The organism is Pseudomonas sp. F9001 (assembly GCF_013385435.1).
GTDB lineage: Bacteria > Pseudomonadota > Gammaproteobacteria > Pseudomonadales > Pseudomonadaceae > Aquipseudomonas.
Window position 1 is genome coordinate 27,091 of record NZ_JACAPX010000012.1, and the last position, 12,947, is coordinate 40,037.

Here is a 12,947-nt window from a genome sequence, read left to right on the forward strand (position 1 = left end):
TTTATGGGATCAAGGCGTGCGATGCAGCGGTTATCAGGGTTGGTCGGTGAGGCAGAAAATCTGCTCCAGGGGCTGCCATTTGCCGCCGGGGTCAGTCCACGGCGTGGGGGCCTGGAAGCGCCACATCAGGGTTTCCCAGGCTTGCACGTCGGGGTTGGCGCGTGCAGCGTGGTCCAGCCCTTCGAAGCTGAACCCGGCCGCGGTGTCCATGACCATGAACAGCCGCGTGCCCAGGCGCCAGATCTGCATTTCCAGGATTTGCTGGCTGCGCAGATGCTCTGCCACGGCAGGCCAGATGCGTCGATGCAGCTGCTGGTACTCGGCGATCAATGCCGCATCGTCGATCAGGTCCAGGGCCAGGCAGTAACGTTGGCCGCTCATGTCAGCGCCCGGTCGAGGTGGGTGTAGCCTCCATCCACCACCAGCCACTGTCCGGTGGTGTGGGAGGCGCGGGGTGAGAGCAGGAACAGCACGCTGTCGGCAATTTCCTCGGGAGTGGTCATCCGTTTGCCCAAGGGGATTTTTTCGACGATGGCGGCGAGCTTGGCCTCGGGGTTGTCGAAGCCGTCGATCCAGCGTTGATACAGCGGCGTCAGCACCTCGGCGGGCACCACGGCATTGACCCGGATGCCGAACTCCAGCAAGGAGGCGGCCCATTCCCGGGTCAGTGACAGCTGCGCACCTTTTGCGGCGGTATAACCGCTGGTACCGCCCTGGCCGGTGAGGGCCGTCTTGGAGCTGATATTCACGATTGCCCCGCGGCTGGCCTTGAGGGCATCGAGGCACAGGTGGGTCATCAGGTAGTAATGAATCAGGTTCTTTTCCAGGGATTCGACGAAGGCTGCACGGCCCGCATCCAGGCCCACGCCGTCGTTGACCCCGGCGTTGTTCACCAGGCCGTCGATGCGTCCGAAACGTCGCAACACTTCGTTGACGGCTGCGCGGCAGGCGTCCTCATCGCGCAACTCGACACGGATGAAGTGGCTTTGACCGTGCTGCTCAAGCTCGGCCGCGAAGGCCGGCGACAACGGTTGATGGCCGAAAATTACCGGGATTGCGCCTTCGGCAATCAACCCCAGGGAAATGGCGGCGCCAATCCCCGAGCCGCCGCCGGTGACGATGATCACGCGGTCCTGCAAATGCAGATTCATGGGCAGTTTCCTTCAAGGTGATAGACCCGCTGGGCCGTGCCGCCCCAGATGGCCTGCTGTTCATCGGGCGACAGTGGGCCGAGGGTCTGTTGCAGCAATTGGCAGGTGCCCTGGTATTCCCCGGCCAGCAGGCACACCGGCCAGTCCGAGCCGAACATCAGGCGCTCGGCGCCGAACAATTCCAGCGCCAGTTCGATGTAGGGGCGCAGGGCTCGGGCGTTGCGTTGCTCGGGCCCGGCTTCGGTGAGCAGGCCCGACAGCTTGCAACTGACGTGGGGCAGGGCGGCCAGTGGCGCCAGGTGTTCGGCCCAACCGACGGGGCCGTTGGCGATGTCCGGTTTGCCCAGGTGGTCCAGCACCAGATGATGCCGGTCGTGGCGCTGGCACAGGGCTGTCGCGGCGTCGAGGTCGGCGCAGCGGATCAGCACCTCGTAGACGTAGCCTTGTTGCTGCAGGTGCTGCAGGCCACGGGAGAACCTGGCGTCGGCCATAAAGCTGGCAGGCGAAGGCTCATCCTGAATCTGATGCCGAAAGCCCTTGAGTCCCGGTGCGTCGCGCCACTGTTCCAGGTGCTGTTCCAGGCGTGGGTCGCACAGGTCGACCCAGCCGACGACGCCGAGTATCCATGGGTGCTGCCGCGCCATTTCCAGCAGCGCGTCGGTTTCCTGCTCACCGGCGCGGGCTTGCACGGCAATGCAGCCATCCAGGTCGGCAGCGTCGAGCAACGGCCGCAAGTCCTGTGGGAGAAAGTCCCGCCGCAAGTCGGCCTCAGCCGTACCGATCCACGGATAATCAGCGGCCCGGTAGCGCCAGAAATGCTGGTGCGCATCGAGCCTCAAAGGTGATGGGGACGACATTGTTATTGTGCTCCGTCCATTCAAATTGCGGTTCAGCTCACGGCCGGTGGCGGTATTGCTCCCGGGACGCGGCTTTCATCTGGATCGAAAATCCCGGCGCCTTCGGCGGCAGATAGGCCGCACCGCGCACCACGCAAGGTTCTTCGAAATGCTCGTGCAAGTGGTCGACATACTCGATCACCCGGCCTTCGTGGGTGCCGGCGATGCACAGGTAGTCGATCATCGACAGGTGCTGCACGTACTCGCAAAGCCCGACACCGCCGGCATGCGGGCACACGGGCAGGCCATATTTGGCCGCCATCAGCATCACCGCCAGCACCTCGTTGACCCCGCCCAGGCGGCAGGCGTCAATCTGCACCACGTCGATGGCTTCGCGCATGATCAATTGCTTGAAGATGATCCGGTTCTGGCACATCTCGCCGGTGGCGACCTTGACCGGCGCCACCCCCTGGCGAATCTTGCGATGGCCCTCGATATCGTCGGGGCTGGTGGGTTCCTCGATGAACCACGGCTTGGCAAACGCCAATTCGCGCACCCAATCGATGGCGGTGTCGACTTCCCACACCTGGTTGGCGTCAATCATCAATTGGCGGTCCGGGCCCAATACTTCGCGGGCGATGCGTACGCGCCGCAGGTCATCCTGCAAGTCGTGGCCGACCTTGAGCTTGACGTGGTTGAAGCCGGCATCCACCGCTTCCTGGCACAGCCTGCGCAGCTTTTCGTCGCCGTAACCGAGCCAGCCGGCGGAGGTGGTGTAGCAGGGGTAGCCATTGGCTTGCAGGTCGGCCAGGCGTTCAGCCTTGCCTTCGGCGCGTTGGCGCAGCAAGGCCAGGGCTTCGCTGGAGGTGATGCAGTCGGTGATGTAGCGGAAATCGATGCAGCGCACCAGCTGTTCCGGGCTCATGTCGGCGACCAGGCGCCACAGGGGTTTTCCTTCGGCCTTGGCCCACAAGTCCCACGCGGCATTGACGATCGCGCCGGTGGCCAGGTGGATTGCGCCCTTGTCCGGGCCGATCCAGCGCAACTGGCTGTCACTGGTGACATGCCGCCAGAAGCGGCCCATGTCTTCGGCGATCCATTCCAGGGTCAAGCCCACCAGCAGCGGCTGCATGGCCTGGATCGCCGCGCAGCAAATCTCGTTGCCACGGCCGATGGTGAAGGTCAGGCCATGGCCTTCAAGGGCCGCATTGTCGGTCTGCAAAATCACATAGGCGGCCGAGTAGTCCGGGTCCGGGTTCATGGCGTCGGAACCGTCCAGGGACTGGGACGTAGGAAAGCGGATATCTTCGACGCGAATCGCGGTAATGGTAGTCATGAACGGCTCCTAGTCTCTTGTCAGGCGTCGACCGTGGTCTGGTTCTGTTCGCCGAGGCCTTCGATACCCAGGCGGATTTTTTGCCCGGGCTTGAGGTAGACCGGCGTGGGCTTGATCCCCAGGCCGACACCGGGCGGGGTGCCGGTGGAAATCACATCCCCCGGTTGCAGGCTCATGAACTGGCTGAGGTAGCTGATCAGTTTGGGGATCTGGAAAATCATCGTGCGGGTGTTGCCGTTCTGGTAGCGGTGGCCGTCGACTTCCAGCCAGATCGACAGTTGGTGCGGGTCGGCGATCTCATCGCGGCTGACCAGCCAGGGGCCGAGCGGGCCGAAGGTGTCGCAGCCCTTGCCCTTGTCCCAGGTGCCGCCGCGTTCCAGCTGGAACTCGCGCTCGGAGACATCGTTGATCACGCAGTAGCCGGCCACGTGCTGCATGGCCTGGCTTTCCTCGATGTAGCGGCCACCCTGGCCGATCACCACGCCCAACTCCACTTCCCAGTCGGTCTTGGTGGAGTGGCGGGGGATTTCGATGTTGTCGTTGGGGCCGACGATGGCGCTGGTCCACTTGTTGAAGATGATCGGTTCGTCAGGGATGGGGGCGCCGGTTTCGGCAGCGTGATCGGCGTAGTTCAGGCCGATGCAGATGAATTTTCCTACCTGGCCGACACAGGCGCCCAAACGCGGATTGCCCGGTACCAGGGGCAGGCTCGCGGGGTCGAGTTCTTGCAGGCGAGCGAGGTTTTGCGGGAGCAGGGCGTCACCGGCGATATCACTGATGTGGGCGGACAGGTCACGCAGACGTCCATCAGCGTCCAGCAGGGCCGGGCGTTCCTGACCTTTTTCACCATAGCGCAGCAATTTCATGAGCAATCCTCTTATTGGAAGTGGGCGGTCAGTTGCTCCAGCCGCCGTCAATGATCTGGGTGGTGCCGGTGGTAAACGCGCTGGCATCGGAGCCAAGGTACAGCGCCAGCTGGGCAATTTCCTGGGGCGTGCCCAGGCGTCCCATCGGTTGGCGGGCGGTGAATGCGGCGTATACCTCATCCTGCTGGCGGCCTTCACGACTGGCTTGTTCGACGATGCGTTGCTGCAGCGAAGGCGACTCCACGGTGCCCGGGCAGATAGCGTTGCAGCGGATGCGCTGGGTAACAAAGTCGGCCGCGACGGATTTGGTCAGGCCGATGACGGCCGCCTTGCTGGCGCAATAGGCAAAGCGGTTGGGCACGCCCTTGAGGCTGGAGGCCACCGACGACATGTTGATGATCGAGCCGCCGCCCGCCGCCAGCATCCCCGGCAGAAACGCGCGGATCATGCGGTACATGGCGGTGACGTTCAGGTCCAGGGCAAACGTCCAGTCGCTTTCCGGGCATTCGAGGATATTGCCGGCATGCACCACGCCTGCGCAGTTGAACAGCACGTCCAGAGGGCCGATCTCGGCGGCAAGGCGTTGGATGGCGCTGGCGTCGGTGACATCCAGCACCACCGTTTGCGCACCCGGCAAGCCGGCGAGCGCCTGTTGATTGATGTCGGCTGCAATCACTTCGGCCCCTGCCGTCAGATAGGCTTCGACGCTGGCGCGGCCAATGCCCTGGGCGGCGGCGGTGATCAGCACGCGTTTACCGGTGAGGTCCATGACAGACTCCCTTGATTATTGTTATTGGCTCAATGGTCAGGCCATTGAGGGCGTGAAACACCTGCATCTGCGGCATAGCGAACCCTGGTGGGTTTGCTATGATCAGCACACTGGAAACGATCCAATGGTCAGGCCATTGATCCAATTTTTAGCATGGGTCATCCCGGTCAACAAGCGGCTTTTTTGCGGGTTGATCGCTTTGACCGTGCTGTACATGAATCGAGCTGAGCCTAGATGCCATTTCAAGTGATTGATAACCAACGTCTTTATCGACAGATTGCCGACCAGTTGCGGGCGTTGATCGACAGCGGAGAATTTCCGCCGGGCAGTCGACTTCCCGCTGAGCGTGAACTTGCCAAACTGCTGGGCGTGAGTCGCGCTTCCGTGCGAGAGGCGATGATTGCCCTGGAGGTGATCGGCCTGGTAGACGTGCGGGTGGGCAACGGCGTGCTGGTGTGTGAACCCGTGCAACCGACAGTCAGCCAGGAACCGGTGATGGCCCAGGCCACCCGGGATCAATGGAAAGAGTTCGATCCGGAACTCAACCTGCACGTCGACTTCAATGCCGAGATTCCACCGTTTTCCCTGCTCCAGGCCCGTCGCCTGATTGAGCCGGAAGCCGCCGCCCTGGCCGCCAAACATGCCACCGACGAAGAGCTGGCGGGGATCCGCGAGGCCTTCGAGCGTAATGTGCAGGACAACCGCGACGGCTCCCATACCCATCCGGGTGATCGCCTGTTTCACATTCGCATCGCCCAGGCCTCGGGCAATCCGGCGTATGCGTTGATGATTGCGCACTTGCTGGGGCATCGTTACGGCAGCATGTTCCAGCGGTTGCAGGCGCATTACACCTCGGACGACATGCCCCATCGCTCGGAAGACGAGCACCGCAAGATCCTCGATGCACTGGAACAGCGAGACGTGGAGGGTGCGCGACAGGCGATGCGCAAGCACCTGGAAGAGGTGGTACGAATCTTTATGCGGACTGCGCAATGACCCTGTTCTACGACGCCCGCGGGAATATCTATGGGGTGGTAAGCCCGGCGCAGTTACGCAGCAAGGGTATCGACGTGCCGGACCGTGCCGACTTGGCCGCTGGCACCCGAGGTGTTTGGGCATTGGCGGCGATTGCCGCCGAGTGCGGTTGGGATGAGTTGCCGCGCCCGGCAGAGGCCAAGGCGCATCGCTGTGACGGCTTGTTGGTGGGGCCGTTCCAGGCCGCGCCGCCTTTTGACCTGTTGATCGTCAACACCGACGGTTCCCTGGCCGAACGCAGTGGCAATGGCCTGACGATCTTCGCCCAGTCGTTGACCGACCAGGGATTGATGGCGCAAGGCTGTGAGTTGCGGGTGCATCACGACAAGACAGACGCACTATCGCCGGTGGTTACGCGGGTTGAGCCGGCGGAGTACGAACAGGTGCAGGGCTTTTGGCTGGCGCTGGGGCGTCCCGAGTTCGGGCCTTTGGCGGTAGGGGCTGTTGGTGTGGGCGCGGTCTCGCTTGAGGGAACTGAGGTGAGCCATGTTTCGCCACTGGCTGCGCTCAACCCCGAGTGGAATCACAGCCAGTTTGTGCGTGTGGGCAACCCGCATTGTGTGACGCTGGTACAGGACGCGTCAGCGTTGCCGGACAACGCCCAGTTGCATCGATCAGCCTGGTTCGATCCGCTGAGGGCGATTGCTTTCGCACCACCTGCCGGGGCCGGCCAACCTTGTATTTCCGGGGTCAACCTGCAATGGGTCGCCCGGGATTCAGGCAATCGCGTGATCGCGCGGGTGTTTGAGCGTGGTGAGGGGCCCACGGCGTCCTCCGGGACCAGCGCCAGTGCGGTGGCATGCGCCGCCTGGTCTGTAGGATGGGTGACGGCGGGTCAGGTGGCGGTGGTGATGCCGGGCGGTACCGCACCCGTACGGTTGCAAGCAGAGCCGGGTGAGTTGCTGAGCGTTAGCCTGTTCGGGACTGCGCGGCTGCAGGAAGTTTGAAAAAGGCAGTGGCGGGCTTAATCATCTTTGTCAGCTGTTTCTCTATAAATAAGCAGCTCTGGTGAATGGTGGTGTAAGAGTATTCTCGTTAGTCAGTACTGGCTGTTTAACTGCATTTCTGTATTTATAAAAGACCCTTCCAATATCAATGTACGAATCTTCTTTTTTATTTTGAGGCGGCCGAATTTCGCCTGAAATCGCTAGTATTCCTGGGGTTCAGGCACTTTTTATCGGCTTCGAATTGAGTGGCTTTATCTGCGTTTTACGGGTGAAGTTATTTCAGCTCGACAATGAATGGCGGGTAACAACGGATGTTCAATACGCTTGTTTCGTCACGTTTCAAACTGGTCGTTGCAGGAATGAACCAGGCATTTCAGGTGCTGGCTTTTAAAGGCAGCGAAACGATTGACCAGCCTTTTTTCATTGAAGTGCAGTGGGTCAGTGAAAACCCCAGCCTGGATCTGGAGAAGTTACTTCACCAACCGGCCTATCTGGATTTTGGCGAGCCCGGTGAAGGCCTGCACGGGCAAATCTACAGCATTGGCCGGGAAGGCCCGGGGCAGCGGCTGACCCGCTACCACCTCACCCTTGCGCCGCGCGTGGCGTACCTGGCCCATCGTTGCGACCAGCGGATTTTCCAGCAGCGCAGCGTGCCGCAAATTATCGCGGCAGTGCTTGAGCAGCACGGCATCCTTGCTGATGCCTATACCTTCGAACTGGGGCCGGTGGTTTACCCACCGCGTACGTTCTGTGTGCAATACGCGGAAACCGACCTGCACTTTATCCAGCGGCTGTGCGAGGAAGAGGGCATTCACTACCACTTTCGCCACAGTGCAGACGCCCATGTACTGGTGTTGGGTGATGACCAGACGGTGTTTCGTCGTTTGCCGGCGCAACGCTACTGCCCGGCCGGAGGCCCGGCTGCCGAAACGCTGGTGATCCAGCGTTTCGATGTGCGCCTGGCCACGCGCAGTGCTCAGGTTGTTCGGCGTGACTACGACTTCGAACATCCGTCGCTGCGCTTGCAGGAGCAGGCCGGATCTTCCCCGGCACTTGAAGACTATCAATACCCTGCGGGATTCACGGGGCATCTGCGAGGTTCGCAGTTGGCCCGGCGTGGCCTGGAACGTCATCAACGCGACCGCCATCGGGCCCTGGGCCGCAGTGACCAGCCGGCTTTGCGCAGCGGGCATTTCCTGGAACTGCGCGGCCATCCGGACCGCACCTGTAATGACTTGTGGCTGATCACCGGCGTGCGTCACGAAGGCTATCAACCGCAGGTGCTGGAGGAGGCGGTGGTGGATGTCGAGGCATTCCACGGCTATCGCAATCGATTTACCGCAACGCCCTGGCGCGCCGCTTACCGCCCGCCGCTCAAGCACGTCAAACCGCGTATCAGCGGCAGCCAGACCGCAACCGTCACCGGGCCCGAGGGTGAGGACGTGCATTGCGACGCTCACGGCCGGGTGAAAATTCGCTTTCATTGGGACCGCCTGGACCAGCACGACGACAAGAGCAGCTGCTGGGTGCGTGTGGCGTCCGGATGGGCGGGTGACAGCTATGGCGCGGTGATGATCCCGCGTGTGGGCATGGAGGTACTGGTGACGTTCCTGGAAGGTGATCCAGACCGGCCAGTGATCAATGGTTGCCTGCCCAATACCTTGCAGCCTGTTGCCTATCCGTTGCCCCAACACAAGACCCGCAGTGTGCTGCGCAGCCGCAGTTCGCCGGGCGGGACGGGGGCCAACGAGCTGCACCTTGAGGACCGCAGCGGCCAGGAACTCATCTACCTGCGCGCCCAACGCGATCTGGAGCAGCAGGTCGGCCACGACAGTCGGCTGGAGGTGGTGGGCGAACGTCGGGAAACCATCCACGGCTTGAGTGCCACCACCCTGGGAGGCGAGGAACACCGCAGCATCGCCGGCGACCGCAAGGTTCGGCTTGGGGCTGATGATCACTTGCACGTGCAGGGCAACAGCCAGACCCTTGTCGGCCAGACCCTGGTGATCGAAGCGGGGCAACAGGTCCATCTGAAGGCGGGGGCCAATCTGGTTATCGATGCCGGTGCGCAGTTGAGCTTCAAGGCCGGTGGTGAGCATTTGCTGATTCAGGCCGGCGGGATTTTCAGCAGTCGGCCGATCACGTTGGGCGGTGTGCCTGCCGTGATTCGCACAGCCAACCCAGTTGGACCGGGTGACGTGGCTGCTTCGTCCGCATTTGCAGCGGATGGGCCGAAGGTTTCGGTTATCCAAGGCGCAGTCATGGAGCTGGCCAGCAGACTGGATGCGGACTTCTGTCCAGTGTGCGAGCGCTGCCGTGAAGGCCTGTGCGAATCCACGGGGAGGGCGGCTTGATGGCGATCGCGCCTGGCCAGTGGATGGCTGAACAGCAGCAGGCAGGGCGCCGGCTGTGCCTGGTTCTACAGGGTGAAAGCGATGCGCGTGGGGTACTGCTGGCGACACGCACGGTCGCTGAGTATCGCTGCCTCTATGGTGAAACCGTCGCATCGGAAATGGCAGCGGATGGGCCGATGCTCCTGTTGCTCGACCATGTCAGCGAGCCCGCATTGGTGGGTTTGCTGCAAAACCCCCAGCGTAATTGGGGCTGGTTGGGCAGCCTGGCTGGTGATGATTTATCGGGTGTTACCCGGCACTGGCGCGACAGGTTGGTGGTGGGAACGGCGGGCAGTCAGGCGCTGTACCGCTTCCACGATAACCGCACCTTGGCGCGGGCCTTGGTTCACCTGCCTGCTCGGGACTGGCCTGTTTTTCTCGGGCCGCTGATCGGCGTGTGTTACTGGCAGGGTGAGCGTTGGAGTTGTGTCGATAACCCGGCTCCGGGGGCGTATCCGGTACCCGATCCTGCGCCGTGGCTGGAGGTGCCGAATCCCCAGGCGGGAGTGATTCTGCAAGCCAATATCCTGCGTTACCTGCTGGCCGAGTACAGCGAGGCGTTGAGCGCACTGGTTGAGTTTCAAGACCCGAGAGTCTGGTTGGCGCAGGTGCTGGAGCAAGCGCGGGCCTGGCAATGGGACAGGCCGGAACAGCTGGAGTTTTTGGTGGTGCGGCGCTTGGTGGAGGCCACTGGGGACGTGCTTGTTCGATGGCAACCGATGCAGGGGGAAGTGGCAGAGGATCATTTTCAGCGGGTGGTTGGGGAGTGGCGTTGGGTGGAGCGGGAGCAGCAGGATGCGTAGGGGATTTATGTCGGGCGTGTGGCGAGGGGTATTCGTTTGCAGTGTGCTGGGTGTTTCCGGTTGTGTGATGAAGCCTGCTGATAGTTTCACTTTGGAGGTCGATTTGCCGGCGAATTACAGACTCAGAGGCGATGCAACTTACGTCCCCGGAACAGGTGAGACTTGCACTTTACGATGGCGTCCAGGTGATCTGCCAGAGATCAAGATATTCGACGCTCTTGAGAAGTCGGTGGCGAATCGGGCGAGCTTCGAGTTGCCTCTGACGGAGACGGTGAACGGGTGTCCGTTAGTGCTGCGTTACATGACGTTTGATGTCTATGCGAAGTCGGCTGAGCACTTGTCGGACAGTGGGGGGGATTTTGCGTTTATCGGTGTGCATGATTGGGTTGAACCCCATATGTCTCGAATGCCGGGGGAAGGTACCTTGGAGGTGCCGGGGGCCTGTCAGTGGTTACTCAGGCCGGCAGGGCCAACGCAGGCGACTGATAACGTATTTCAATGCAACCTGGTGGATGCAAGAGGACTGCCGCCAACGACAGCAACGGGTGGTCGTGTGCAGCGTGATGAGTTGAACGGCAAAACGGTGAGGCTCGTGTTTGGGGAAATCTGATGGGGAGCGTACTTATCTTTAACTTTTACTGAATAAGGATATTCAGCGATGGCGCTTACAGAATGGAAACAACCCTTTTTCAGCGGGAAAATGCCGGCTTGTGCAGTGCGTGGATGTTGGCTGAGTTTTTGTCTTGTGGACGAATCAGGTGACGGAAACGCTTATGGGGGTCTTGCGTACAAGGTTTTTGACAGCACAGGTCAACAATATGCAGGTCGTTTGGATGGAAACGGTTTCGCAAAGTTGGACAACCCATATCGAGGGCCTGTGGTTCTGATCTTCGATGCGCCATATGAAATGAGCGGGGATTACTACGCAACGTTGCAAACGCGTGGTTGTTATCCACTGCCTATCACCGAGCTTCAGGTACGAGCCGAACAGACGCGGTTTTCACGTGTAGACGGGGAGCGCGTCGAGCGAAACCCGGCAGGGCGGGAAACAGGCAAATTCTATCAAGTCGAGGTCAGTGACTTGGTCTTGCACACTGCTCATTTGCCTCCCTTGGCGCCCAGAACTCATCGACCACCGCGGCATGCGCTCCGCATGCTGGCTGAACTTGGGTTTGGCCCCCCTCAGCCCAAGCTGACAGGGCTGGTTTTATTTCCTGACCTGCACACTGTGCTGGAGGTAAGGCCGCTGCGTGCGTTACGCCCGTTGTTGTCGATTGAAGACCAGTTCTGTGCCTTGAACCTTTATCAGTTGGCGCTTATGGCTACCTTGAGTTATTGCGATTTTGGGCAGGAACCATCGACTCCGCCGATGGGCCAGGTCAGCTTTCCCATAGAGCCCAGTGTGGGCAATTTTTTTTCCGAACAACTGTCGGGCTATCAGGAGGCCTGGAAGTTCGATTCCGACCAGGTGGAACACTTTTATCCCGTGTATGAAGACGTGCCGTACTCGCAACGATTCGAGGTGTTGCCTTTTGATCCTGAGTTGTATGAGCAAAATCGATCGGGGCAAGGAGAGTCCCCGGCCCACCCAGCGAAGCTGCATTTTTTTGATGACGAGGAGAATGGCACTGATACTCAGGCGTTTATCAGCCATCACGACCATGTGATCCTGATCGCAGTGCGGGGCACTGCAAGCCGTTCCGATGGGCTGAGGGATGCCAATGCTCACCAGGTCGCTTTTGTCGAGGGTGCTGGTAAGGTTCATGAGGGCTTTTATGGCGCGTATCGGGCGATGCGTGATTTTGCGCTGCATTACCTCGACCGGTTCTACATAGGCCAGCGCATCATAATTTGTGGCCATAGTCTCGGCGGCGCCATAGCACTGCTGCTGGCAGAGTCTCTTAGGCGAATTCCAGGTTACGACCGCAACATCCTTCTTTACACCTATGGCGCTCCCCGCGCTGCCGACTCTGAGTTCACTGACGGTGCTTCATCTTTGGTGCATCACCGCATCGTCAATCATAACGACCCGGTACCCAGCGTCCCGGCACCCTGGATGAACACAACTGCCAAACTCTGGATTCCCGGGCTTGTTACCCTGTTCAGCAATCCTGCACCTGCTGGCCTGCTGTTCGCACTTGGGTTGGTGCGGGTGGGCGGGAACGCCTATCAGCATCATGGCTCCCAGCAGCATTTCATGCCGATTGCCTTGCCCGACGGCACACAGTCTTCAATATTGTGGAACCCCGGGTGTGAGTCGATCGAAGAAGCTGCATGCAATCGCGCGATTCAACTCAGCGGTGATATGCCGGACCGGGCCAACCTGATCAAGCAGCTAGTCCAATACAAGCAGCACTTTATGACCGCAAGCTACATCCCGGCAGCCTGGGCGACGTTACGCCGCTGGCAGCAAACCGTGGACGCCGACGGAACACTGGTGACTGCGAGTGAATTTGAGCTGATCGAAAAAGCGCTGATCAGCATGCGGCAACAACTGCGGGAGAAAAAACGAGAACTGGACCGCTATCGACCGACCAATCAGCGTGGTTATGAAGATATCCAGGCCTTGAGCATCGAAGCTGATCGTCTGCAAAGTAGTCGCGACCGCCTGGCAACCCTCCGCTGGCGCCGCCTCCAGGCCCGCGACGTCTACGGCAGCCACGCTTCATCCCCAACCCTGCAATCCAGCCTGAAACGCTGGTTCGCTCACCCGCAAAATCGCGTACTCACCCAAGTGGCGAGCATCCCGCCACAGTCGGATGATGGCTGGGGAAAGCCACAAACCCTCGATATAGATTCAATCGTATGAGC

General features: G+C 60.7%; 12 protein-coding genes. 6 read left to right on the plus strand and 6 right to left on the minus strand.

All coding sequences use genetic code 11. The features are described 5' to 3' along the window. Nucleotides 1–33 precede the first annotated feature (33 nt). Genes HX818_RS11640 through HX818_RS11665 form a run of 6 tightly spaced genes read right to left on the minus strand, consistent with a single transcriptional unit; the run spans nt 34 to nt 4,958 of the window. Nucleotides 34–381: an L-rhamnose mutarotase gene (locus tag HX818_RS11640; RefSeq protein ID WP_003219515.1), complete on the minus strand. Its 348-nt coding sequence runs from the start codon at nt 379–381 to the stop codon at nt 34–36. Then, nucleotides 378–1,151 carry an SDR family oxidoreductase gene (locus tag HX818_RS11645; RefSeq protein ID WP_003219518.1) on the minus strand — a complete coding sequence of 258 codons (774 nt, stop codon included), beginning with the start codon at nt 1,149–1,151 and terminating at the stop codon, nt 378–380. The genes HX818_RS11640 and HX818_RS11645 overlap by 4 nt, the downstream gene beginning before the upstream one ends. Further along, nucleotides 1,148–2,008, minus strand: a complete 861-nt coding sequence (locus HX818_RS11650; RefSeq protein WP_177020145.1) for an amidohydrolase — start codon at nt 2,006–2,008, stop codon at nt 1,148–1,150. The genes HX818_RS11645 and HX818_RS11650 overlap by 4 nt, the downstream gene beginning before the upstream one ends. A gap of 37 nt (nt 2,009–2,045) precedes the next feature. Next, nucleotides 2,046–3,323, minus strand: a complete 1,278-nt coding sequence (locus HX818_RS11655; protein ID WP_177020146.1) for an L-fuconate dehydratase — start codon at nt 3,321–3,323, stop codon at nt 2,046–2,048. A gap of 20 nt (nt 3,324–3,343) precedes the next feature. Then, a complete protein-coding gene (locus HX818_RS11660; protein ID WP_102604551.1) occupies nt 3,344–4,189 on the minus strand; it encodes an ureidoglycolate lyase in 846 nt (281 codons plus the stop codon). Nucleotides 4,190–4,217: 28 nt separating this feature from the next. Next, entirely contained in the window at nt 4,218–4,958 is a 741-nt protein-coding gene (locus tag HX818_RS11665; protein WP_177020147.1) for an SDR family oxidoreductase, read from the minus strand. A 234-nt stretch (nt 4,959–5,192) separates the two neighbouring features. On the opposite strand from HX818_RS11665, the gene HX818_RS11670 reads away from it, so the two are divergent. The 6 genes from HX818_RS11670 (at nt 5,193) to HX818_RS11695 (ending at nt 12,945) form a co-directional block, all read left to right on the plus strand. Beyond that, complete coding sequence (locus HX818_RS11670; RefSeq protein ID WP_087693068.1) at nt 5,193–5,954, plus strand: FadR/GntR family transcriptional regulator; 762 nt, start codon at nt 5,193–5,195, stop codon at nt 5,952–5,954. Next, nucleotides 5,951–6,940, plus strand: coding sequence for a diaminopimelate epimerase (locus HX818_RS11675; protein WP_003219528.1), 990 nt, complete (start codon nt 5,951–5,953; stop codon nt 6,938–6,940). Before HX818_RS11670 ends, HX818_RS11675 begins: the two co-directional genes overlap by 4 nt. A 311-nt stretch (nt 6,941–7,251) precedes the next feature. After that, complete coding sequence (locus HX818_RS11680) at nt 7,252–9,294, plus strand: type VI secretion system tip protein VgrG (protein WP_177020148.1); 2,043 nt, start codon at nt 7,252–7,254, stop codon at nt 9,292–9,294. After that, a complete protein-coding gene (locus tag HX818_RS11685; protein ID WP_177020149.1) occupies nt 9,294–10,136 on the plus strand; it encodes a DUF4123 domain-containing protein in 843 nt (280 codons plus the stop codon). The genes HX818_RS11680 and HX818_RS11685 overlap by 1 nt, the downstream gene beginning before the upstream one ends. A gap of 67 nt (nt 10,137–10,203) precedes the next feature. Continuing rightward, entirely contained in the window at nt 10,204–10,746 is a 543-nt protein-coding gene (locus HX818_RS11690) for a hypothetical protein (protein ID WP_158660302.1), read from the plus strand. A 48-nt stretch (nt 10,747–10,794) separates the two neighbouring features. Beyond that, the gene (locus tag HX818_RS11695) at nt 10,795–12,945 is read left to right on the plus strand and encodes a lipase family protein (RefSeq protein WP_177020150.1); all 2,151 of its coding nucleotides are present in this window, start codon (nt 10,795–10,797) and stop codon (nt 12,943–12,945) included. The last annotated feature ends 2 nt before the right edge of the window (nt 12,946–12,947 follow it).

Excerpts from the sequence above, each read along its gene's own strand:
- HX818_RS11640 (WP_003219515.1), bottom strand. The coding sequence starts at position 381 with ATGAGCGGCCAACGTTACTGCCTGGCCCTGGACCTGATCGACGATGCG.
- HX818_RS11645 (WP_003219518.1), bottom strand. The coding sequence starts at position 1,151 with ATGAATCTGCATTTGCAGGACCGCGTGATCATCGTCACCGGCGGCGGC.
- HX818_RS11650 (WP_177020145.1), bottom strand. The coding sequence starts at position 2,008 with ATGTCGTCCCCATCACCTTTGAGGCTCGATGCGCACCAGCATTTCTGG.
- HX818_RS11655 (WP_177020146.1), bottom strand. The coding sequence starts at position 3,323 with ATGACTACCATTACCGCGATTCGCGTCGAAGATATCCGCTTTCCTACG.
- HX818_RS11660 (WP_102604551.1), bottom strand. The coding sequence starts at position 4,189 with ATGAAATTGCTGCGCTATGGTGAAAAAGGTCAGGAACGCCCGGCCCTG.
- HX818_RS11665 (WP_177020147.1), bottom strand. The coding sequence starts at position 4,958 with ATGGACCTCACCGGTAAACGCGTGCTGATCACCGCCGCCGCCCAGGGC.
- HX818_RS11670 (WP_087693068.1), top strand. The coding sequence starts at position 5,193 with ATGCCATTTCAAGTGATTGATAACCAACGTCTTTATCGACAGATTGCC.
- HX818_RS11675 (WP_003219528.1), top strand. The coding sequence starts at position 5,951 with ATGACCCTGTTCTACGACGCCCGCGGGAATATCTATGGGGTGGTAAGC.
- HX818_RS11680 (WP_177020148.1), top strand. The coding sequence starts at position 7,252 with ATGTTCAATACGCTTGTTTCGTCACGTTTCAAACTGGTCGTTGCAGGA.
- HX818_RS11685 (WP_177020149.1), top strand. The coding sequence starts at position 9,294 with ATGGCGATCGCGCCTGGCCAGTGGATGGCTGAACAGCAGCAGGCAGGG.
- HX818_RS11690 (WP_158660302.1), top strand. The coding sequence starts at position 10,204 with ATGAAGCCTGCTGATAGTTTCACTTTGGAGGTCGATTTGCCGGCGAAT.
- HX818_RS11695 (WP_177020150.1), top strand. The coding sequence starts at position 10,795 with ATGGCGCTTACAGAATGGAAACAACCCTTTTTCAGCGGGAAAATGCCG.